Genomic DNA, 21,687 nt, shown 5'->3' on the forward strand with positions numbered 1-21,687 from the left:
GCTGGACTGGACAGGCGGGGTTCTGACAGACGAAACTCTCGAGTGGGAGCTCTTTTGACACGTCCGGGGATAGGCCCCGGACGCTCTCATTTCAGTGGTGTCGGGCATGGTTCCAGCCAACTACCCGGTGGGAAGTGGATCATCGATTTTGACTTGATGACTGAATCTCAGGCGGCTGGGTACCTCGCGCCTTTCGAGTATGTGAGAGAGAAAATCAAACCTGAGCGCGACAAGAACAACGACCGCCGCCGACGGACTTATTGGTGGCAACTGGGACGAGCGGGTACCGAGCTGAAGCAGGCGACAAGTGCCCTGCCACGCTTCATCGGTATTCCCCGTGTTGCAAAGCATCTACTCCCGGTCTGGCTCCCTGCTGGAACGTTGCCAGACAGCCAGGTGGTTTCTATCGCCCGCGATGATGACTTTACATTCGGCGTTCTCGCGTCCAGCATTCATCGGGTCTGGGCCAGAGCGCAGGGCACCTATATGGGCGTCGGGAACGATCTGCGTTACACCCCATCCACCACGTTCGAGACCTTCCCTTTCCCTGAAACCACCGCCGAGCAGCGCAGTGACATCGAGAAGTGGGCGCGCTACGTGGTGCAGGTGCGTGGGCATCTGCTGACCCAGGACCCGAAAGCCACGCTGACGGGTCTCTACAACGAGGTAGGGCACCTGCAGGAGACGCCGGACGCCGCCAATCCGGTGGCCGCCCTGGTCACCGCCCACGCCCGCCTGGACTCGGCGGTGACCGCCGCCTATGGCTGGGAGTGGCCGCTCGCCGAGGATGAACTGCTGGCCCGGCTGCTGGCGTTGAACTTGGAGCGGGCAGCAAGCCGATAGAAAATAAGGCTCTCACCTGCCCACGCCGAGGCGCAGTGGGGTGGGACTCTTTTGGTTTAATCTTCTGCACTCTGGCCACCCACCATCCGCTGATCTCCTGCGGTGGATCCGTCTCGTCGAAGCGGTGGACTTCCACGGTCAGCGCCCCACCATCCAACACCCAGCAGTCCCGCGAGGGCTCTCCCAGCCACCAGCGGCCCCCAGCCCGGTACGCATCGTGCTCGCGCGTCACCTGGGAGGTCCGGTGACGCCAGTGCAGCAAAACCGGTTTGCCCTGTTCGTTGAGGGCCACGCCGCACCGTTCCTGGACGGCCCGCACGCGCAGAGGGTAGCCTGGGAGAAATGAATCTGGACGAAGCGCTCCAAACGCTCAGAGGAACTGCCCTGGCAGACGGGCGAGTCTGGTACGCCCGCTGCATGAATCCGTCCTTCACCACGCTCGAACGCCAGTACTGCTCCACAGCCGATGAGGTGATTCAGTGGATGACCCGGTGCGCCAGCGACGCAGGGCAATCGCTTGAACTGGACCTGATCGTGTTGTTCAGCGGCGGCCCGGTCTTCCAGTTTGCTGCGGGGGAGGAGTTGCTCTTCCGGGTGATGCAGCGAAGGCCCAGTCCTCCTCGGCGTTCCTGACGGGCGGGACCCACCGCCGAAGTCCTGCGCTGTGGGTCACTTTCGTCTTGCGGCCCGCAATCCATGCTGCAGGCGTTTCCACGCTTGGGTGCGGAGGGGCGGCATTCTCGGGTTCGCGCGAGGAACTCACCTGTCATGATGCCCCGCGTTATGGAACGCGACGCTCACGCCAGAGCCAACACAGAACAGCTGCGCCTGCTGCTGGAAGACCTGGAGCTGACCACTGCCCAGGCACGCCCTGAGTACACTGCCCCCATGCACCCCGCCGCCCTCACTGTCGCCGAGATCGCCGATCAGCTCGCCCGGATATACGCCGCCGATCAGAGCCTCTCGGATGATGTCCCCACGCCTGAGGAGCGCACGGCCCTGGCCGACTATCTGGGCTGCCACGAGGAGATCAGGCCTGAAGCCTGGGCGGCCTGGGTGGTGGACCTCAATCCGGCCGACTGGGACGCCGCCGAATACTGGCTGGACTTCGAGTTCGTCGAGCCCTGCCCGGAGGCACGGCCCCCCTCAGCACAGCCCCGGCCACGCCACTGACGCCTCCGCGTGCAGCAGTTCCACGAACACCCCGGCCAGCACCGCATCGAAGTGCCGCCCCGCCTGCCTCTCGATCTCCGCCAGCGCCGCCTCATGCGTCCACGCCGCCTTGTACGGCCGCGCACTGATCAGCGCGTCGTATACGTCGCACAGCGCGAACAGCCGCCCCGCCAGACTGATCTCCCGGCCCGCCTTGCCCGCCGGGTAGCCGCCCCCATCCCAGCGTTCGTGATGATCGCGCACCACGTCCAAGGTCACGTCCGGCAGTTCGCCCAGCGCGGCCACCGTCCTGATCCCCTCCTCGACGTGCGAGCGCATCACCGCCCACTCGTCGGCACTCAGCCGGCCCGGCTTGAGCAGCACCGCGTCGGGCACGGCGATCTTGCCGATGTCATGCAGGTACGCCCCCCAGCGCAGCGCCCGGGTCTGCGAGGGCGACCAGCACAGGGCCTCAGCCATCCGCATGGCCAATGCAGCGACGCGGTCCGTGTGGCCCTTGGTCTCGCCGTCCCGGACCTCCAGGGCCACGCCCATGATCCGCAACTGGACCTCACACACCTCGCTGGCCCGCTCAATGGCCGCCAACCGCTGGACCAGGCGCAGTTGGGCCTGGACCAGTTCACCCGCATTCAGGTCCGTAAAGATCCTTTGGGAGCGTCCGTCCGACGTCATGCGGCCAGCATGACCGGAAGAATCTCACAACGCTCTGAATTGGGGGGACTTCATTTGGGCTAAAGGTCAGGCGTGGGCCAGAGCTTCTTCAGTGGGGTGCAGGTGCGGCCACAGCAGCGCCTGCAAGCTGGCCGGGGTGTGCGCCTGCTCGGCGCGCACGCGCAGCAGGGGCAGCCCGGCACACTGGAACGCCGTGTCCTTGACCGCGTCGCGGTGCTGCTGTCGGCTGTTGTCGTGAATCCGGCCGTCCAGTTCGATGGCCGCCACGGGGCGGTGGTCCGGCAGGGCCACGATCAGGAAGTCAACGTGCTTGTCATGTAGGCGAGCGTCTCTGTACCGGACAACTCCATATTGAGAATGTGCTGGACGGCAAATCCCTGAACGTGTGACTGGTTGCGAACCGGCACGACAAATGGCGGTGTCTTGGGTGTGTACCCACGCCAAAACCCGCCGACCTCCAGCGGAGCGAACTGAAGGGCCACTTCAAAGCCTGCGTCCCTTTCCTGCGCCACGACACGCTGCAGCGTGCCCTGGGACATCGTCTTCGCGATGGTCACGGCCAGGAGCGTGAATCAGAGTGACCTGTGTGCTCATCTCCCCGGCACGAGTTCCATCGAAGCGAAGAAACGCCGGGTGGAACGAGGTTGCCGGGATCCTCAGCTCACAGAGCCCGGCTTCCTGGCGTTTCTCCTGGCCTGACTGCCTCCAGGGAAGTTGCTGCTCAGCCTGGACCGCACCTTCTTGGGCAGAACGGACGCCCATGAGGACGCCTGCCCGCACCTGGGAACGTGGGGAATCCCCCCTGAATCTCCTGGTCCTTGGCGTCGTCCTCCACGGGTACACCGTGCCACTCGTCTGGGCCGCGCTGGACCATGACGGCAACAGCGGCACCGTGAAGTGTATTCAGCTGGTCTCACGACTGTTGCAGGCCCTTCCAGCGGCCCGCTGGAAGGGCCTGGGCGCCGACCGAGCATTCATCGGCGGCGAGTGGTTCCGCTTTCTGAGGCGCAAGAACATCAAACGGGCCATCCGCATCCGAAAAAACGCCGTCATCGACGAGCTGCGCGTGGACGAGTGGTTCGGTGATCTGAACGTTGGGGAAGTGCGGTGCCTGGCGGAACGGGCCAACGTCTACGGTGAGGTGATGCAAGTCGTCGCCACCAGGTCCCCTGCAGGGGACCTGGTGGCCATCGCAACGGATTTCAGCGTCTGGGACACCTGTGTGCTGTACCGGGCGCGCTGGACCGTGGAGTGCACCTTCGCGAGCCTCAAGGTCCGCGGCTTTGACCTGGAGCGCACGGGCATCACTCGCCCTGAACGGTTGGAACGTCTCTTCGGGCTGGTCATCCTGGCGTGGGTGAGCGGCCTGCGGGTGGGCGTGTGGCTCCAGGCACAGGGGCCAGTCAAGGTGAAGGCTCATGGCCGGGCGGCCATGAGCCTGGTGCGGTACGGCGCCGAACGTCTCGGCCATGCGCTGCGCTGGATGCTGCCCGAGTTGCTTTGCCTGATCAAGCTGCTGAGGACTCCATTTCCCATGCCAGACGGGGTTTAAAGGAAAGATGTCCGGTACAGAGGTCGGTCAGAAACTCGACGGGCATGGCCTCAGCTCTGGCGCTGCAACAGTCGGGTAATGGTGCTGGGGTGGACTCCAAACAATCGGGCGCACTGCGCCGCAGTGCGCTGCCCGGATTGCACCGATTCGCGGATGTCCTGCTCTTGATGTGGCAGCAGCTTGCGCTTGCGGCCCCCGACACGCCCGGCCAGGCGGGCTTCTTCCAACCCTGCTTTGGTGCGTTCACGGATCATGGCCCGCTCGAACTCCGCGAAGGCCCCCACCATCTGCATCATCATCCGGCCCGCCGGGGTGGTGGTATCAATCGCCTCGGTCAGACTGCGAAACCCCACACCCCGCTCGCCCAGCAGCTCCATCAGGTGCAGGACGTCTTTGAGGCTGCGGCTCATGCGATCCAGCTTCCAGACGATGACCGTATCTCCGGCGCGGAGCTGATCGAGCATCTTATGAAGTTCGGGGCGATCCCAGCGGCCACCCGAAGCGTGTTCGGTGAACACGCGCTCTGCCCCGGCGGCCTCCAGTGCTCGGAGTTGAGCGGCGGTGTCCTGATCCTGCTGCTTGCTGACGCGGGCATAACCGACTCACATGGGGCCTCCAGGGTTGCGAAAACGTGTTGCCAGGATAAAGCATTATGTAACAGCGTTTCGCAACCTGGAAAGATGCACTCCATCGGCCTGTCAAAACTATTGCTCAAACGAGCGTTTTCGCAAGTCCTGTCCGGTACGCGTTCAGCGACCTCTCCAGCGACTTGAACAAAATTCCGGCTCCTTCCAGATTCAGCCCTAACGGCGGAACAGGACGAACAGCACGCGCAACACCATGATGGTGCTGACCAGGCCCGCGTTGTAGGCCAGGAGCTGGTATAGCGTCAGCGCGTCGCTCAGGCGCGGGCCGCCCGGCAGGGCCAGCAGGCCCACCGCGATCAGGCCCAGCACCGCCGCCAGAAAAGCCAGCAGCACCTGACGCAGCCACTCGCCCACCACCGCCTGATCCCGCGCGTCACTGAAGAGCCGCACGTTCACGCTCAGGCGGCCCTCTCCCAGCGCCGAGGCGAGCTGATCGACGTGGCGGGGCAGGCGGCGCAGCATGGGCAGGGCCGCCACCAGTTCCCGTTCCAGCGCCCGCCGGACGTTCTGCGGGGCCAGTTCCTCTTTGAGTTGCGCGGAGGCGACCTGCCGGGCCTCCGCCACGATGTCAAAGCCCGGATCGAGCAGCGCCAGTGTGCCTTCCAGCGTGGCGATGGCGCGAAAAGCGGCGGCCAGTTCGGCAGGAACGTGCAGGCCGTGCGCCGTCACAATCTGGAGCAGGTCACTGAACATGGCGATGTCGGCCCGCTCCCCCTGCTGAAGCCGAGTGACGATAAAGCGGCCCAGCGCCCGCCGGAGCCGGGGCTCGTCGAGGTGTTCGGGACGGCCCAGCGTCTGGAGCAGCGCGTCGGTGAGCTGCTGCGGCTCCGCGTACTCGACGGCCAGGATGATCTGCTGGAGACCCGCTTGCAGCTCGCGGTCGATGCGGCCCACGGACCCCATGTCGATCAACCCCAGGTTCCCGTCCCGCAGCAGCATGATGTTGCCCGGGTGGGGATCGGCGTGAAACACGCCGTCCACCGTGATCTGCCGCAGAACCGAGGTGAAGATCTGCCGCGCCGCGCGCGCCCGCCCATCTATCGTCAGTTCCGCCACCGCCCCCCCGTCGCTGAGGGTCACGCCGTCCAGTTCCTGCATCACCAGCACGCGGGGCGTGGTCAGCGCCGGTTCATGCTGCGGGACGGTGAGGCGCTGCGCGGGCGGGTGCGCTTCCATCGCCCGCTCCAGCGCGGTCATGTTGCGGGCCTCCACCGTGAAGTCCAGTTCCTCGCGCAGGGCGTCGGCAAAACTGGCGGTCAGCGCCGCCGTTCCCATCTTCCGGCCCCAGTCGGTGCGGGTTTCCAGCATCTGCCCCAGACGCTCAGCGATATCCAGATCGCGCTCCACGACCGGGCGGATGCCGGGGCGCTGCACTTTCGCCACCACCCGCTGCCCGTTTCTCAGCACGGCGCGGTGAACCTGTCCGATGGAGGCGGCGGCCAGCGGCTCAGGATCGAAGTCGGCGAAGAACTGTTCCAGCGGCCCTTCCAGCTCGCTTTCCAGCACGTCCTGGATTTCGGACCAGGGAGCCGGGGCCACCTGCTGCTGAAGCTGCGCGAGTTCGCGCAGGTACGGCGCGGGCAGCAGATCCGCCCGGGTGGACAGCACCTGCCCCAGCTTCACAAAGGTCACGCCCCCCTCCTGCAAGGCCAGCCGCACCTGCTGCGCCTGCCCGTCAGGGTGCCTGCGGAACGCGGCGCGGGTGCGGGCGCTCAGCGGGTTGAGGCCCCGCCGCCCCGCGACGCCCAGCAGCGTCCTGGTGCGGCGAAAGCGTGCCCAGGCCCCCCGGACCTCCTTCGGCCACTGGCCCACGGGCGGGAGGCTGCCCTGCGGCACCACCAGCTCCGAGACCACCAGGAACAGCATGGTGACCAGCACCAGGATGCCGAATTGCAGCGACAGCAGCAGCAGGCTGTGGTGTTCGCTGCCCCACACCACCTGCGTCTCGAACACGAATTGCAGCGCCAGGCCCACCAGCAGCGCCAGCGCCACCCTGCCCGCACCGATCTGCAAGCCGATAAAGCGCCCCAGCGCCACGCTGATCAGGGCCAGACTCACGCCCAGCAGCGCCACCATCCCGACGATAATCAGCCAGTTGTCCAGCGTCATGGGGCGGTCCTCCTGCGAACAGCGTGAGCGCAAACCCTCAAACCGAATGGGGCTGGCGTGGGACGGTGTGGCCGTGGAAGGGCGGCGAGGCTGCGAAGCGGTCCGTTCACAGTCAGGGGCACCCCCACCGTGCGTGGCTGCCCTTTGAATCCGAAGCCGCTGTGCTTCCCGCTGCCCACCTCATGCACCCGCCGTTTCTTCTGCTCCGAAGGGCGGACCGATCAGGATCACAGCAAGGGGAGTGCCGAGCAACACCCCGGGCATCAGGGAAAGTGAACCAGAGAGAAGCCTGGTGTTGAAGGGTTCCCGTTCTCGTAAGCCAGGATTCGCGTTCATTCCTCGGGTTCCTGGTGAAAGCGCCGCCGGAAGCGCTCGTGCAGCGCCTGGGTGTGTTCGGCAACCTCGGCGGCCTGGGCGTCGTAGATCAGCTTGCCGCCGCGCGCCGTCGCCCCCACCACCAGCGCCGCCGCCGCCAGCACCAGGTTCTTGATGATGTACTGGCCTTCCAGATTGGGCACCCACGGCACGATCTTGAAGGTCTCGCCGGGAAACAGGATCAGGGGCGCGAAGGTGCCTGCCATCTGCACGAGCAGCAGCAGCGTGGCGGGCAAAAAGCGCCCGGAGAGCAGCCCCAGCCCGATCAGGCATTCCCAGGTTGCCAGCACCGGCAGGCTGACCTGCGGCCCGACGGTGCCGAGGGTCAGGACCGAGATGGTGTCGGTGGCGAGGTCCTGGGCCACGCTGACGCCGGGGAAGAACTTCTGCGCGCCGAACCACAGGAACACCACGCCCAGCGCCAGCCGCAGCAGGGTCACGCCGTGCTGCGCTGACCAGCCCAGCAGCCGCAGTTGCAGCGCGTGCAGCTTCCAGGCCAGGGTCTCGCCTTCCTGGGAAGTGGACTGGGGGCGCGCAGGGGGGGCAGGGGCGGATTCGGATTCAGGTTGATGCGGGGTCATACTTTTCTCCTTGGGCGTCTGTCTTCACTCCCCTCGGCTGCTTCTCCAAAGGCACTGTGTGGTCCCAGACCCAGACGAGGCCCTACACTCCCGTATGGTCCGGGACCCCTCTACTGTTCTTGCCGAGATAGAACCCCATGTGGAACAGATGGCCGGCATTCCGGCGGCGCTCCGCAGCCTGTACCACTACACCACCCTGGGCGGCTTCAAGGGCATCATCGAATCCGGCAGCATCTGGGCCACCAATTCCAACTACCTCAACGACAAACACGAAATCGTCCACGGCTTTGATCTGCTGGGGACCATGTCGGGCGACATCAGGGCCTCGGCGTTTCATTCAGAGGAGTTGATCGACTTCATCCGGCAGGTGGCCGGGATGGACGTCAACGCGATCCTGTCCCCGAACTACATCGTCAGTTTCTCGGAGCATGGCAATCAGCTCAGTCAGTGGCGCGGCTACGGATCTTCCGGCAACGGCGTTTCGGTCAGGTTCAATCTCTCGGCCCTGAAATCCTACTACGAGGTGTACCAGGCCAATCTGGGAGACCACCGGATGCGCAAGGCGACGGTGGATTACTGCGCCCTGGCGCTTCAGTCTGCCTTTGCCCGAATGAAAGACGGCTCGTTCAGAGAGGAGGCGGAGGTCAGGGCCTTTTACGTCATCTCCCTGAAAGAGGCCCAGATCGAATTCCGGGAGGCGCGGAACATGCTGGTGCCCTACATTGTCGTGAAGTCCAGCGACGGAGCCAGAATGCCCATCGAGGAGGTGATCGTGGGGCCGACGAGCGACTTCCATCTGTCCCGCTTCAGCCTCCAGAAGTTTCTGGAGAAACATGGCTATGGCGAGGTGAAAATCACCTCCTCGGACATTCCGTTTCGCCCCGGCTGACGCTGGAGGGTCACTGGCCTTGCCGTCCAGGTGGCCCCGTCCAGCGGAGCGGCGGTCCTCAGTGACCGCTGAACGCTTCGCCGCGCGGCTCTGGCGTCAGATCAGGGCGGCTGGAATCCTGAATGACCTCGTGGATTTCCAGCTTGTTGGGGCCGCTGAAAGCTTCCCTGTGCAGCGAACCGCTGCGGGCGTGGCCCTGGATGAAGGCTTCGGAGCTGGTCCACGCCTCAAATGCTTCACGGCTGTTCCACAGGGTCAGCACGACATACGGATCGCCGGGATTGACGGGGCGCAAGACCTGGTTGCTGACGAAGCCGGGCATCTCATCCACCAGCCGGGCGCGGTCCAGAAAGCGGGCTTCAAAGGCTTCGGCGTACTCGGGGTGGACGGCAATGCGGTTCATGACGGTGATCATTTGGAGTTCCTCCGTGGGATGAGGTGGGCGGGGTGGGCTGAGGCGTAAAGGTGGGTTTGTAGTGGGGAGTGGCGTGTACCGCGACGCCTCAAGCTGCGGCTGTCCGGCCTTTCAGCGCGCGGCCCGCGATGATCTCGGACAGCGCGACGGCCCCCACGCCGAGCAGCAGATGGAAGACCTGGATGATCCAGTGCAGGTTGCCCGGCAGCAACCGGAGTTGCAGCACCCCGATGGCGGGAACCACCAGGCCCCAGACGAGGGCCAGCCCCAGCAGCCCCGGCGCGACGCCCCGTCCGAAGCCGAGAACGGCCATCAGTAGCAGCGCTGCCGTCACGAGGTAGCCCAGGCCCTGGTGAGCGCTGAGCAAGGCGTATCCGGTGCCGCCCCAGAAGGCCAGGCCCATGCCCAGGGCCACGATGCCAGCGATGCGAATGATCCAGCGAAGAACAGGAATGGGGTTGGTCATGGCGGAACTCCTTGAATGGTAGGGCCGTCACCTGGACGGCAGAGAGTGGGGATCGGGGGGAAGTTTTGGCATGGGGACGGGCGCACCGTCTTTACTCCCGGAGCTGGCCGTCCACGATGCTCACCACGCGGTCACACAGGTCCAGCACGCGCTCATCATGGGTGACCATCACGGCGGCCTTGCCGTGGGCATGCACCTGCTGGGCCAGCAACTCCACCACCTCACGGCCCCGCACGCTGTCCAGGCTGGCGGTGGGTTCGTCGGCCAGGATCAGTTGCGGATCGTTCATCAGCGCGCGGGCGATGGCGACGCGCTGGCGCTGCCCGCCGGACAGGGCGTCCGGGAAATGCCGGGCACGTTCCGAGAGGCCCAGCAGCTTCAGCAGTTCCTCGGCCCGCTCTCGGGCGCCCCGGCCATCCTCACCGGCCAGGTGCGGCACCAGGGTGAGCTGCTCGCGCACGTTCAGGTAGGGAATCAGGTTGCTGCTCTGCAACACGAAGCCCAGGTTCTTGAGCCGGAAAGCTGGGAGTCCCGCATCGGAGAGGGCTGTCAGATCCTGCCCGGCGATCATGACCTGACCGGTGGTGGGCCGCAGCAGCGCCCCGGCGATGGACAGGAAGGTACTTTTACCGCTGCCCGAGGGACCGTTGACCGCCACCAGTTCGCCGGGCTGCACCACCAGCGTGGCCGGGTGCAAGGCGGTAATGGTGCCATCACCGTCGCCGTAAGTCTTGCTGACGCCCTGAAGGGAGAGGGTGGGTGTGGGCAGGGCGGCGGCAGCGTGGGAGATGGAAGCGGTCTGTGGACGGTCAGTGGTGAGGGTCATGGTGGACTCCTGGGAAGGGGAGAGAAGGGCAGAGGAACAGTTGGAAACTTCAAGCCAGAAAGGGCCTGTGGCCCCTTCTGGCTTCAGGTCACGGTGCCGATGGCGATCAGGGGATCCACTTTGGCGACGGTGCGCAGGCTCAGCAGGCTGCTCAGGGCGGCCACCACGATCAGCAGGGCCGAGGCCGCGAGCAGCGTGGGCAGCGTCAGCGCAAACGGAATGCCAGCGGGCAGCAGGGCCACGATGCCTAGCGTCACCAGTCCAGCGATCACCACGGCGATGACGGTGAGGAACAGCATCTGCGCGACCAGGCTGCCCGCCAGGGTGCGGGTGCTGGCCCCGATGGCCTTGAGCAGGCCAAACTGCGGGGTTTTCTGGAGGGTCAGCACGTAGAAGAACACGGCCATCACGAAGGCGGCCACCACCACCAGGAACACCTGAATCATCGTCAGACTGCCCTGTTCTTCCTTGTAGCCAGGCAGAACCTGAAGGGCCTGGGCGCGGGTCAGGACGCTGAGGCCGCCCAGCGCGCTGATCTGGCTGGTTCCGGCGTCGTCGGTCTGAAGGGCCACGGCGCTGACGCTGCCACGGGTGCGGGGGTTGAAGGTTTGCCAGCGGTCTAGGGTGACGAATACCACGGGCTGATGGTTGAGTCGGGCGGCTTTGGTGAAGCCCAGCACCTTGAGCGTCTCGCCACCGGGCTTGAGGATCAACGTGTCGCCCAGCTCCACACCGTCCTCCTGAAGGGAGGTGTCCACGACGGCTCCCTTCGCACCCACAGTAAGCGCCTTCCCGCCGCTGATGTCCGGGGCCAGAAACCCGGTGGGGTCAATGCCCAGCAGCACACCGCTGAGCTGGGTGCCGTCCGCGCCGTCGCTGAAGCTGGCAAAGCTCTGGGCCAGCGGCGTGGCGTCATCTCCGCCCACAGCGGTGATGCGCTTCACGTCGTCAGGACTCAAGAAAGAACGGTTAAACACGCCAGCGGCGTCGCCCGTGGTGACGAAGTGACTGGCCGGGCTGCCAATGAGCAGGGCGGCGTTGTCCTGGGCCAGGCCACGCGTCAGGCCCGTGAGCATAAAGACCATGAAGGCGATGAGGGCGACGATGCCGCCGATCAGGACGGAGCGGAAACGGTAGTGCTGGAGTTCGCGGAGAGCGAGAAACATGGATGATCCTTTAAACGAGGGAGGGGGTGAGGGGTCTGGCCTGATTAGTCAGTCTGGACTAATCTTGGCATGACTTTAGATAGACTTGCTAGAATAGTCAACCCTGGACTATTCTATGAGCATGACCTTAGACCCGAACACGCTGCTGCTGCTTGGCCTGCTGAAGGGCGAGCGTCAGCATGGCTATCAGCTCAACGACTTCATTGAGAAGAACCTGTCCCGGTTCAGCACCCTGAAAAAGGCAACGGCCTACGCCGCCCTTGAGCGCCTTGAGAAGAAAGGGTTGATTGAGGCCACCACCGAGCAGTCAGGAAATCGCCCAGCCCGGCGCATCTACGGCCTGACGCCCGCTGGCGAGGCGCAGTTCCTTGAACTGCTGCGCGAACATCTGGCCCGGCCTGAACCCGTGGCCGCTTATAGCGACCTGGGAATGATGTTCCTCAACCAGCTTCCGAACGCCGAGGCGCACAGCTTGCTCAGCGAACGTGCGGCGCAGATGCAAGGGCAGATTGCAGATCTGGAGCGCGTGCCTATCCATGAGGGAGCCATCGGACGCGGGCTGTTCGGTGTGGACCTGGCGGTCTCGCGTCAGTTGGCGTTGCTGCGGGCAGACGTGGGGTGGCTGAGGCAGACTCTGAGTGGCCTGAAATAGCCCCGAGCGCAGTTGCTCCGGCGTGGTGCGGACCCTTTGAGTCGCTTTGGGCGCTCAACACCACGGCCCGAATCTGTAGAAGCCGTCTGATCTGGACAACGTTCTGGCCCTTGCCAGATCAGGTCCGCTCAGCACGGGAGGCTGCGTCAGATGAACTGAATGTGCGTTGGCACCCAAGGGCGGATTTCTGTTCCGATGCTAGTTAGACCCCTACTACGCCTGGAAGAAGAAATATGGCGATACCAACGCCGACGAAGCCAAACGGCTTCGTCGACTGGAGAAGGAAAACGCCCGCCTGCTGCGGATTGTCGGCCAGCAGCGTCTGGAGATTGATGCCATGACCGAGGTGATTGGGAAAAAGCGGTAACGCCCACCGAGAAACGCGCCGTGGTCAGGCAGCTGGTCACGGCGCACCTCAGGCCCGAACGGGCCTGTGTTCTGGTGGGCTTGTCCAAATCCTCCTGGCACTATCAGGCAAAGCCGCGTCAGGACAGCGAACTCCGACAGCAGATCCATGACCTGGCCCGGCGGTATCCCCGCCGGGGATACCGCTTTATCCATGCCCTGCTCGTTCGGGCAGGAGTCACCATCAACAAGAAGCGCGTTCGGCGACTCTGGCGCGAGGAGGGGCTGGCTGTCAAACCCAAAGCATCCCGGAAAATCCGCACTGGTGCGACAATTCCCATGCAGGCGGAGTATGCCAATCACGTCTGGACCTACGATTTCATCTTTGACCAGACCCTGGAAGGGACCACCCTGAAAATCCTGACCCTGACAGATGAATTCACCCGGCAGTCGCTGGCCTTGCAGGTGGCGACGTCCTTCACCTCCTTGGAGGTGAAGGACGTACTCCGGGAGGTCATGGCAAGGCGTGGTTCCCCGGCATTCCTCCGCAGCGACAACGGTTCCGAATTTATCGCCCGTGATCTGGGCATCTGGCTGGCAGTTCAGAATATCGGCACCCGATTCATTGAACCGGGAAAACCGTGGCAGAACGGCTTTGCTGAGAGCTTCCACTCCCGTCTACGCGCAGAATGTCTCAATCAAGAGGTCTTCTATTCCGCTAAACATGCCCAGGTGCTCCTGGACGATTGGCGGGCGTTCTACAACGCCCGCAGACCCCACTCGTCACTCGGCTACCAGACCCCGGACGAGTTTGCTGAGCAGGCCAGGGGACGGGCTGACGCCCCCCTTTGCGGAAACAACACCGCAAAGGTGCCCGTCAGCCCGTCCCCTGGGTGAGCAGGGAAAGCCGATGTTGTACCCTTGAGCTGAGCCGAGTCTCTACTCGAAACCGTCCAACTTTTGGGGCCAGCACAACCCCTGGCACGCTACACGGCGCTGAGCAGTACGGCGTGCAGCCCTTCCTCCAGCGGCTCACCCACCAGGAACCATTCGGCCCGTTCATCAGCGCCGGTCTGAACATAACCCTCCAGCGTCTCGCGCCCTAGCTGTCCCATCCAGCCACGTAAGGCATCACGTTGTCCGGTGACCCAGGCACCGTCCAGCCCAGACAGAAAGTCATGCCCTGGCGCAGGCAACGTGCTGTGGGGCCGCGTCCGCAGGACGCACTCCAACTCCTCGACATCCCAGCGCAGGGTCCAGCGCCCCTGAAGACGGTACGTCTTCAGACCGCGGTCAAAGACAATTGAGGGTGACCCGGTTTTGCGGCCCTCCCGTTCATTCGGTGCGGCGGGTCGAGTGGATGTGCTCCCTGGGGGAATGGAACCCTCAGTGATGTGATAATCAGGCTATTGCCCGCCGAACTCCAGGTGGTGGTGGAGCAGTGTTGTGCGCCTCAGTAGTCCTGCCCCAGATGCGGCCCTCTCGGGAAGCATTCACAGCTCCTATGAACGGCGGTTTCCGCACCTGCCCTGGAGCAATGGGCCGCCCGAAGACGTGGTGAATAAGATCAAGCTGATTAAGCGTCAGATGGATGGGGGTGGGTCTTTTGAGCCCCTTCGTCAACGTGTCCTGCTTGCAGGCTGACCCGCTGCACGAAATGAACGGAAGAGCCGCAATAGTGGGACAGGCCCACATTGGTAGGCAGGCGAAACGGCGTGATGCAAATACGTGTGTCGAACACGACCAACTCTGTTACTTTGCACCCGGAGGAACCACCATGCGCCGTCTAACCGTCCTGCCCATGCTCGCCCTATCATCCGTTCTCCTCGCCGCCTGTAACTCCGCCGCACCCCCCATCGTTGAGCCGCCTAAAACCACGGGCTTTGAAGTGTTCGAGACCCAGAAAGTGGTCTGGGGAAGCTGCGACGCCACCGTTCTGGGTTTCGACGCCTCGAAGTTTTTTGAGCCGATCAAAGGCCGCTTGCAGTGCACCGACATTCAGGTGCCGCTGGACTGGGCCAAACCCGAGCGCGGGGTGGCCGTGATGTCCATGATCCGCGTTTCGGCGTCGGTCCCCGCCAAGCGCCAGGGCGCATTGTTCTTCAACCCGGGTGGCCCGGGGGGCGACGGTCTGGTCCTCGCGCCGCTGTACGGCGTGGTCTGGGATGATGCAGACACGAAAACGAAGATCGGTGCGGACCTCAAGCGGCTGTCGCAGGAATACGACCTGATCGGCTTTTCTCCTCGCGGCGTGGGCAACAGTACGCGCGTCAACTGCGGCATCAATGAACTCGTGCCCTACATTGCCCCGCCCGCCAGCGACCGCAGCGAACAGAATATCCAGCGCATGATTCAATTGGGCCGTCTGACGGCCAAAGCCTGCCAGAACAACCCGCTCACGCCGTTTGTGAACACGGACGCCACGGCCCGTGACCTGAACCTCGCCCGGCAGTTGTTGGGTGAGGCCAAGCTGAATTTCGTCGGGTACTCGTACGGCACCTGGCTCGGCTCGTGGTACGCCAAACTCTTTCCACAGTCCACCGGGCGCATGTTGCTGGATGGCAACACCGATTTCGCCTCCGACACCTTCGAGGACACCTTCAAGCTGCAGCCGCGTGCCTTCGAGCGCGATTTCCGTGATGTGGTTGCGCCGTACCTGGGCCGCCTGGCGCCCAAGCTGGGGTTGCCTGCGGCCACGGGGGAGCAGGTCTACGCCGCCCAGCGTGGCCTGAGTGAACCGCTGCGGACCATCGTGGGCTTCGAGATCGCCCAGAACCTGTACGGCCGAGACAGCTACCCCAACCTGGCGCTGCTGCTGCAAAGTGCCACGGTGGTGGACAAGCTGACCAAGGCGAAGCCCGAGATCACGCTGCCCGAATTGTTGAATGCCTCCCAGGCCGCCGAGTACTTCAGCGATCCTGATCTGAATGAGGCCTCGAAGCAGGTTGCCATCAATCTGATTTTCGCGCGTGATACTGAATTGCAGGAAAATCCCATTCCTGTGGTGCTGAACGAGTCAAATGCGACGTTCACGGCCGTGCTTTGCAACGACACGCCCTGGACCACGGACCTGGGGTACTGGCGCGCGCGCGACGACGAGGAAGCCGCCAAATACCCTCTGATCGGCGGTTCGAGTGTCAGTTCGCCCTGTTTGTACTGGAAGGGTGGTCCCAGCGTGAGCAAGCCGAAGGTGCCTACCACCATGCCCCCGCTGCTGCTGGTCCAGAATGAGTTCGATCCGGCCACCGCCACTGAGGGAGCCTTGAACGCCTTCAACCAGACGCCCAACACCAAGCTGATCTACCTGGACGATGAGCCACAGCATACGGCGTTCCCTTACGGCACTGAGTGCGTGGACCTGCCGGTGACCGGGTACTTGCTGAATGGCACCCTGCCCACGGCCAAGCGGACGGACTGTGCAGCCAAGCCTCTGCCTCTGGAGGAAAAGGTCTATCCAGTCAAACTGACCTCGCTGGGCAATGGGCAGTACTGCTGGTCTCAGGACGGGCTGAACGCCCAGGGTCTTCAGTCCACTGCCGCGCAGCAGGCCGCCCGAGCTGCGCGTGAGTTGATCGCGCAGACCGCCCGTGAGAACTCCGGCATCCGGGGCTACAACATTCTGGAGAAGCTCAACATCCAACTCTGCAAATGAGCGGCGTTTTGAGAGAGTGAGCGCTGCTTGAGAGCGCAACAAAGACGAAATCGCTGGCAGCCATTCCTGCAGCGATTTCGTCTTGTGTAGACCTGTTGCGCAGTAGCTGAAGGGGCAGGGGACGACGTCAACCGTCGCCCCCTGCCCCTTCACTGGATTCAGAGAGCCGTCCGCTGGCGGGCTTGCCAGCGGAGGTTGACGAGTCCGGCGACACAGCCCCAGATCACGCCATGTCTTGAGGGCTGGTTCCTGAAGAACTCCCGACATGCCCGGAATTTCTTGATACGGCTGATCGCGTTCTCGGCGGTGATCCGAACCTTTGAGATCAGCCGATTCAGTTCGCGCTGCTCGTCACTCAGCTCGCCCTTTTTAGGGCGCTTGGCGGGCCCAATGGTCTCCCGCTCAGGGTAAATTTTCCGTATGCCGGTGTATCCACGGTCTCCCCACACCCGGACATGCCTGGGAAGTCGAGTCATCAACCGGGATCGCCGCAGCACCTTCATGTCGTGGGTGCGACCGCTCGCGGTCGCACTCAGATGCACGATCTGGCCGTCGGGGGTCACAGCCACCTGGGTTTTGAGGGTGTGCGTGCCCTGCTTGACGCTGTAAAAGCGTGTCTTATCCTTGGGCCGCCCCACGGCCTTTTTCCCTGGCTGGCTCCCCTTCTTGACTTTCGGCTGCCCTCGAGGCTGCTCGGTGCCATCCACCACAACGTCGGTCAGCTCGGGGAAAATCTCCAGGAACTCTTCGAGCGAGCGAATCTTTCCTGGCTTCTGGCCCTGCTTTCCGGGCGCTTCGTCCGGCTTGGCCTGCAGGGTCAGGGGACGCAAAGGAGCAGGCAACGCCTGCTCCAGGACGGGCAGCACCGCATGGATGTTCCGGCAGATGTTCGCTGCGTCCAGGTCAAAAAGAATGCCCAGGACATGCATGGTGAAGTACTGACGCAGATAAAGCAGCGTGACCAGCAGCCGCTGTCCCAGAGTCAGCTTGAAGGTGTTGCCCGCACCGATGCGCCGGATCCGTCCGGCGCGCAGCAGAGAGCAGCGGTGGGTGTGCTCCCAAAGCGGCTCCAGGTCCATCAGGAGCTGGTCAAATGCTGATGGACTCAGTCCAACCAGCCGCTCGAAGGAACGCGCTCGGGACTTCAGCTTCTCTAGCCGCAACACCCTTGAACTTACCCGCTTCCGCCTCTACTGCGCAACAGGTCTTGTATTCACCCCCGAGGAACTGGCCGTCACTGCCGCCAAGGTCTGTTTCCGGTATTCACCTCTGGACCTGTCGCGCGATCAGAAAGCGAGTGAAGCAGCTCGCTGAGGCATTCACTGCCGAGGTTGACCTTGTAGAGAAGATTGACGGCCAGTAACCGCCGGTTTGCGGGGCTCTGCGAGTATCCGCATCATCCCTTCACTCTTGATGCGGGTGGCCAGCCACGTCAGATCCATGTCAGGCCCCCCGGCTTATTCTCATGAGCAGAGCTGCCGCGCAGGATCCGTCCAGCCCTTCCCCTGCCGATGCCCACCTCCTCTCCTGCCATTGAAGCCGCCAAGCGCCGCGTCTACCTCTTCGTCGGTACGCTCGCCAGCCTCGCCACCCTGGCCGTGTGGCTCTACGCCCTGCGCTTTGACGACAGCTCCCCCTTCAACCGTTACGGCCTCCCCGCCGTCCTGCTGTATGACCTGGGCGTCACCTGGGCCATCGCCACCCGCCGCGTCCGCCCCAGCGCCACCGAACCCGTCACCCTGGGGGTGCTGGGTCTGCTGTTCTGCGCCCGCCTGCTCTCCGACGTGGCACTCCCCGACGTCGCTGCCCCCTTCATCCAGGAGCGCCTCCTGGTGCTGATGGGCCTGTCCATCCTGGGTCTGTTGGTGCTGCGTCCCCGGCCAGCGGTGCTGGGCATCGCCGCACTGTTCACCCTCCACACGGCCGCCGAGGTGGCCCGGCTGGTGCTGCACGACGCGGTCACCCCAGCGGCCCTGGGGCGGGTGGCGAGTGGGCAACTGATGCTGCTCGCCATCCTGGGCCTGCTGACCGTCCTGGCCCACTACCGCCGCTGGTGGTCTGACGCCGAGGGCCTAGCCCGCACAGACGCCCTGACCCACGTGCCCAACCGCCGGGAGACGCAGCGCTGCTTGCAGGCGGCCCTGGGGGGTCCGGACCCGGTCTGCGTGCTGCTGCTAGACCTGGACCACTTCAAGGCGCTGAATGACGCTTTCGGGCACGCGGCGGGAGATGACGTACTGCGGGAGGTGGCGGCACTGGGGCAAAGCCGGTTGCGGCCGGGGGACACGCTGGGCCGCTGGGGCGGCGAGGAGTTTCTGGCGGTGCTGCCGCAGACGGCACTGGCGTGTGGGGTGGAGGTGGCAGAGCGGCTGCGGGAGGTTATCGCGGGACATGTTTTCGCGCATGGGGCGCGGGTCACGGTCAGCATTGGGGTGGCGCAGAGGGTCCTGGGCGAGACGGAGGCGGGGCTGATTGAGCGGGCGGACGCCGCGCAGTACGCGGCCAAGCGGGCGGGGCGCGATCAGGTGCAGGCCGCGCCGCCCACCCGTGCCGGGGAGAGTTGAGGAGTAGATTTACTCCCAGCACCGAAACCCACCGCTCAGCTCACGTCACTGGATCAGACCTGTCCAGCATCTCGTTTGGTCAGAACGTTGTCGCTTGGGTGCCAAGCGGTTTCAATTCCACACCGTCCCCAGGGTCTCCAGCCGTGCCTGCCAACCCGTGAACTGGAGTTGGGCGTTGGCATCGTCGTCCCCACCCATAGACGTCCATGGCACTGAGCTGTAAGTGGGCAGTCCAGGGAGGCTCAGGGCGTGTCCAGCACGCGGATGCCACAGATGTCGTACGGGCCGCCCCGCCTGCTCGCGGCGTTCTTCGACACATCGGCTCAGTTCCGTGGCTTGCCACACCTGATCCTGCTCGCCGCTAACCAGCAACACCGGACCGTCGATGCGTTCCACCGGAATGGTGGCGGCCCGCAGTTCCTGTGGGGAGGCCGCCGCGACGGCCTCCCGGTGCGCCGGGGTCATGCTGTACGGACCAGGACCCGCGAACAGGGCGTTCCAATCCGTGCGGTAAGCGACGTAAGGCAGGGGCTGACCGTCCAGAGACCACGACGACATTGCCTGTCCAGCGGGGAACGTACGCGTGCGGTCAATGCCCTCGAAGACCAGCCCACCCGGCGAGAAGGCGGCCACCGCCCCGATGGACTCTGGATACGTTGCGGCGATGAGTAGGGCAGCTTCCCCGCCCTTGGACGCCCCCGTGATCCCGATGCGCCGCCCTGCCACTTCCGGTTGCGCCCTCACAAAGACAATGGCCTGCTGGAAGTACTCCAGCGGAATGTTAATCAACTGCTCGGACAGGGCCGTGTCCGGGACGCCGAAGTACGCGAGGCTCAGGGTCAGGAAGCCCTCGGAGGCCAGCAGTGCGCCTTCCAGATCGTACAGGCCACCTTCCGAGCCGCCCAGACGGATGCAGGCGCCCCGCAGGGGCTGATGGCTGGACGGGCGAAAGAGGGTGCCCACCAGTCCTTGTTCACGAACTGGGGTCTCAAGCAGGTCTGGACGGCGCATCAGGCGGCGTGTGGACGCCTGGGCCAGCAGCACGTTTCCCAACGTCACGGAGACCGTGACGTCATAGCCGCCAGTTGGTGGCTCGAAGTACGCAGGTGACAGCTCCGGGCGGGGCCGCAGGCTCCACAGCAGGCCGCCTGCATCGGTGTTGTGGTCACTGCCGCCTAAGGGAGCCTGCTCGCTCAGATCCAGAGAACCGTCAGGCGTTGTCGTGAATGTCGCTGCCGACTGCCAGGGTTCCCCGTGCTGGTCCACCGTGTGGACCGTGACCTGCACTTTGCTGGACGGGGGCAGGTCCGAGGCAGTGATCTCAAAAGGAGCGGTAACCAAGTTGGGTGGGGACAGTTGAATGGGCATGGGGCACCTCCCCGGCCCGCACGGGCCGGGTGAATGGGGACAGGAGGTCAATTCAGGAAGAAGCCGAGTTCGATGCCGTTGGGGGTAGAGAGGGTGTACGACGTGTCGGGGTGATGGCCCGCCTGACTGGCCGCCAGGTACAGCGCGCCGAAGGTGGCGCTGAAGGTGTGCCAGGTGCCGGGATGAAGCGCGCAAACCACCGTGACCGCCGGGAGCTGGAGGCAGCGGATCCGGCCCTGTCCGGCCACCACGCGGCCCACGGGCAGACAGACTTCGGTTTGCAGGGGGCCGCTGAAGTATTCCTGAGCGTGGTACAGCCCGAAATCCCCTCCCGTGACCTCGAGGTCTGCGGCCTGCGCGTGTTCGCGGAGTTGCGCGACGCTGTGAACATACGCGGCGTGAAACGCCTCGGCCTCCGCGCTCATGGTCACGCTCAGGGTCTGCTGGGCGGCCCACGGGCGGTACTGCGCGTCCACGGCGGGCAGCTTCCGTTGGCCTTCGAGGACGCGGCCCACGTCCAGCAGCATCTGGCGCCGGGCCTCGAACTGTTCGAGCAGCCGCCGCTCGTGGCGTTCCAGGATGGAGGTGACCTGGGGCGGTGTGGCGCTGAGCAGTGCATTCAACTCCGCGAGGGGGAGATCGAGTTTGCGCAGGGCCGCCACCTGCTGCCCCAGCGGGATCTGTGCGGGCGTGTAATAGCGGTAGCCGCTGTCCTGATCCACCTGGGCGGGCAGTAGGACGCCGCTGTCGGCGTAGAACCGTAGCGCCGAGACGCTCAGGCCAACGAGTTGGGCGAACTGGCCGATGGACAGCAGGGTCATGGTCACCTCCGCCCGTCAGTGTGCGGTCTCAAGCCGCTTGAGAGTCAAGGCCAGTCGGTTGCGGTAGACCCGCTCGGGGCAGGGCGGGAGGGCGGAAAGCACACTCTGCCGAGCAGTGCGGCGCGATGCTTTTCCGATCACCCCATTGACCGGGAAGGCCCAACGCTCAACGTCTGTTACCCCTTGAGCCTCCGTTCGACTCACCCCGCTGCGCTTCATCACACCACCATCAGTTCAGTCGGCCAGACTAGCGCCCAGATGTTCCACGAGAAGACGGAGACCCTATGAACCGAAACAGACTGGCCCTTTGCGCCGCCCTGACCTTGACCACGGCCTCTGCCGCACAGATCGCCGACGGCATCTGGACGCTCACCCGCCTGACCGACGCTTCCGGCACCATCGCCACAGGCGGCCTGGAGGCACCCACGCTCAAGCTGCTGGGCACTAGAGGCTGCCAAGAACCCTACCCAAGAAAGGGCCTGATTTTCGCCAGCATCAGAACGCAAGCGGCCACGAAATGAAAGCCGATCAGGGTGGAAGAAAGGCGTTCCAGATCTCGCCCCAGGCGACG

The 21,687-nt window shown here is 64.5% G+C and carries 20 protein-coding genes and 4 pseudogenes; 9 read left to right on the forward strand and 15 right to left on the reverse strand.

All coding sequences use genetic code 11. From position 1 onward, the window contains the following. Nucleotides 1-156 precede the first annotated feature (156 nt). From FHR04_RS21645 to FHR04_RS19505, 3 genes are all read left to right on the forward strand, one after another. The gene (locus tag FHR04_RS21645; RefSeq protein ID WP_338084783.1) at nt 157-843 is read left to right on the forward strand and encodes a type IIL restriction-modification enzyme MmeI; all 687 of its coding nucleotides are present in this window, start codon (nt 157-159) and stop codon (nt 841-843) included. A 342-nt stretch (nt 844-1,185) separates the two neighbouring features. Continuing rightward, on the forward strand, nt 1,186-1,476 hold the full coding sequence (locus FHR04_RS19500) for a hypothetical protein (protein WP_139404860.1): 291 nt from the start codon (nt 1,186-1,188) through the stop codon (nt 1,474-1,476). Between the two features lie 150 nt (nt 1,477-1,626). After that, nucleotides 1,627-2,016 carry a hypothetical protein gene (locus tag FHR04_RS19505; protein WP_249039235.1) on the forward strand — a complete coding sequence of 130 codons (390 nt, stop codon included), beginning with the start codon at nt 1,627-1,629 and terminating at the stop codon, nt 2,014-2,016. On the opposite strand, the gene FHR04_RS19510 is transcribed toward FHR04_RS19505, so the two are convergent. The 3 genes from FHR04_RS19510 to FHR04_RS21105 form a co-directional block, all read right to left on the reverse strand. Next, nucleotides 1,990-2,688 carry an HD-GYP domain-containing protein gene (locus tag FHR04_RS19510; RefSeq protein ID WP_139404861.1) on the reverse strand — a complete coding sequence of 233 codons (699 nt, stop codon included), beginning with the start codon at nt 2,686-2,688 and terminating at the stop codon, nt 1,990-1,992. The genes FHR04_RS19505 and FHR04_RS19510 overlap by 27 nt on opposite strands. 66 nt (nt 2,689-2,754) lie before the next feature. Beyond that, nucleotides 2,755-2,979, reverse strand: a complete 225-nt coding sequence (locus FHR04_RS19515; RefSeq protein ID WP_249039236.1) for a DUF2726 domain-containing protein — start codon at nt 2,977-2,979, stop codon at nt 2,755-2,757. A gap of 2 nt (nt 2,980-2,981) precedes the next feature. After that, nucleotides 2,982-3,245, reverse strand: coding sequence for a hypothetical protein (locus tag FHR04_RS21105; protein ID WP_170214041.1), 264 nt, complete (start codon nt 3,243-3,245; stop codon nt 2,982-2,984). On the opposite strand from FHR04_RS21105, the pseudogene FHR04_RS19520 reads away from it, so the two are divergent. Next, nucleotides 3,238-4,240, forward strand: a pseudogene (locus tag FHR04_RS19520) (transposase). The gene FHR04_RS21105 and the pseudogene FHR04_RS19520 sit on opposite strands and share 8 nt — an antisense overlap. A gap of 50 nt (nt 4,241-4,290) precedes the next feature. On the opposite strand, the pseudogene FHR04_RS19525 reads toward FHR04_RS19520, so the two are convergent. From FHR04_RS19525 to FHR04_RS19535, 3 genes and pseudogenes are all read right to left on the reverse strand, one after another. Further along, nucleotides 4,291-4,830: pseudogene (locus FHR04_RS19525) on the reverse strand (recombinase family protein); the annotation flags it as partial. Between the two features lie 213 nt (nt 4,831-5,043). Further along, nucleotides 5,044-6,996 carry an ABC1 kinase family protein gene (locus tag FHR04_RS19530; protein ID WP_139404862.1) on the reverse strand — a complete coding sequence of 651 codons (1,953 nt, stop codon included), beginning with the start codon at nt 6,994-6,996 and terminating at the stop codon, nt 5,044-5,046. A gap of 332 nt (nt 6,997-7,328) precedes the next feature. Beyond that, a complete protein-coding gene (locus FHR04_RS19535; protein ID WP_139404863.1) occupies nt 7,329-7,952 on the reverse strand; it encodes a DoxX family protein in 624 nt (207 codons plus the stop codon). Nucleotides 7,953-8,046: 94 nt separating this feature from the next. Here FHR04_RS19535 and FHR04_RS19540 point away from each other — a divergent pair, with 94 nt between their 5' ends. After that, nucleotides 8,047-8,841 (forward strand): DUF2971 domain-containing protein, encoded by a 795-nt coding sequence (locus FHR04_RS19540; RefSeq protein WP_139404864.1) that lies wholly within the window; start codon nt 8,047-8,049, stop codon nt 8,839-8,841. Nucleotides 8,842-8,899: 58 nt separating this feature from the next. On the opposite strand, the gene FHR04_RS19545 is transcribed toward FHR04_RS19540, so the two are convergent. The 4 genes from FHR04_RS19545 to FHR04_RS19560 form a co-directional block, all read right to left on the reverse strand. Further along, complete coding sequence (locus FHR04_RS19545; protein WP_139404865.1) at nt 8,900-9,256, reverse strand: antibiotic biosynthesis monooxygenase family protein; 357 nt, start codon at nt 9,254-9,256, stop codon at nt 8,900-8,902. 88 nt (nt 9,257-9,344) lie between these two features. Next, complete coding sequence (locus FHR04_RS19550) at nt 9,345-9,722, reverse strand: hypothetical protein (protein ID WP_139404866.1); 378 nt, start codon at nt 9,720-9,722, stop codon at nt 9,345-9,347. A 91-nt stretch (nt 9,723-9,813) separates the two neighbouring features. Continuing rightward, nucleotides 9,814-10,548: an ABC transporter ATP-binding protein gene (locus tag FHR04_RS19555; protein WP_139404867.1), complete on the reverse strand. Its 735-nt coding sequence runs from the start codon at nt 10,546-10,548 to the stop codon at nt 9,814-9,816. 83 nt (nt 10,549-10,631) lie between these two features. Further along, complete coding sequence (locus FHR04_RS19560) at nt 10,632-11,714, reverse strand: ABC transporter permease (RefSeq protein ID WP_139404868.1); 1,083 nt, start codon at nt 11,712-11,714, stop codon at nt 10,632-10,634. A gap of 121 nt (nt 11,715-11,835) precedes the next feature. Here FHR04_RS19560 and FHR04_RS19565 point away from each other — a divergent pair, with 121 nt between their 5' ends. Together FHR04_RS19565 and FHR04_RS19570 are read left to right on the forward strand one after the other, a co-directional pair. Beyond that, nucleotides 11,836-12,366, forward strand: a complete 531-nt coding sequence (locus tag FHR04_RS19565; RefSeq protein ID WP_139404869.1) for a PadR family transcriptional regulator — start codon at nt 11,836-11,838, stop codon at nt 12,364-12,366. A 372-nt stretch (nt 12,367-12,738) separates the two neighbouring features. Continuing rightward, a pseudogene (locus FHR04_RS19570) lies at nt 12,739-13,608 on the forward strand (IS3 family transposase); the annotation flags it as partial. An 89-nt stretch (nt 13,609-13,697) separates the two neighbouring features. On the opposite strand, the gene FHR04_RS21625 reads toward FHR04_RS19570, so the two are convergent. Then, nucleotides 13,698-13,826, reverse strand: coding sequence for a hypothetical protein (locus FHR04_RS21625; RefSeq protein ID WP_260170342.1), 129 nt, complete (start codon nt 13,824-13,826; stop codon nt 13,698-13,700). A gap of 662 nt (nt 13,827-14,488) precedes the next feature. Here FHR04_RS21625 and FHR04_RS19575 point away from each other — a divergent pair. Continuing rightward, a complete protein-coding gene (locus FHR04_RS19575) occupies nt 14,489-16,363 on the forward strand; it encodes an alpha/beta fold hydrolase (RefSeq protein WP_170214042.1) in 1,875 nt (624 codons plus the stop codon). Between the two features lie 158 nt (nt 16,364-16,521). Here FHR04_RS19575 and FHR04_RS19580 read toward each other — a convergent pair whose 3' ends face one another. After that, complete coding sequence (locus tag FHR04_RS19580; protein WP_139404877.1) at nt 16,522-17,526, reverse strand: transposase family protein; 1,005 nt, start codon at nt 17,524-17,526, stop codon at nt 16,522-16,524. 348 nt (nt 17,527-17,874) lie between these two features. On the opposite strand from FHR04_RS19580, the gene FHR04_RS19585 reads away from it, so the two are divergent. Beyond that, nucleotides 17,875-18,927, forward strand: coding sequence for a GGDEF domain-containing protein (locus FHR04_RS19585; RefSeq protein WP_139404872.1), 1,053 nt, complete (start codon nt 17,875-17,877; stop codon nt 18,925-18,927). Nucleotides 18,928-19,038: 111 nt separating this feature from the next. Here FHR04_RS19585 and FHR04_RS19590 read toward each other — a convergent pair whose 3' ends face one another. The 3 genes and pseudogenes from FHR04_RS19590 to FHR04_RS19600 all read right to left on the reverse strand — a co-directional run. Next, nucleotides 19,039-20,295 carry an acyl-CoA thioesterase/bile acid-CoA:amino acid N-acyltransferase family protein gene (locus tag FHR04_RS19590; RefSeq protein WP_139404873.1) on the reverse strand — a complete coding sequence of 419 codons (1,257 nt, stop codon included), beginning with the start codon at nt 20,293-20,295 and terminating at the stop codon, nt 19,039-19,041. A 47-nt stretch (nt 20,296-20,342) separates the two neighbouring features. After that, nucleotides 20,343-21,116, reverse strand: coding sequence for a MerR family transcriptional regulator (locus FHR04_RS19595; protein WP_139404874.1), 774 nt, complete (start codon nt 21,114-21,116; stop codon nt 20,343-20,345). A gap of 463 nt (nt 21,117-21,579) precedes the next feature. Further along, nucleotides 21,580-21,687 (reverse strand): annotated as a pseudogene (locus FHR04_RS19600) (IS5/IS1182 family transposase); the annotation flags it as partial.

It is taken from the genome of Deinococcus radiopugnans ATCC 19172 (genome assembly GCF_006335125.1).
Taxonomy (GTDB): Bacteria; Deinococcota; Deinococci; order Deinococcales; family Deinococcaceae; genus Deinococcus; species Deinococcus radiopugnans.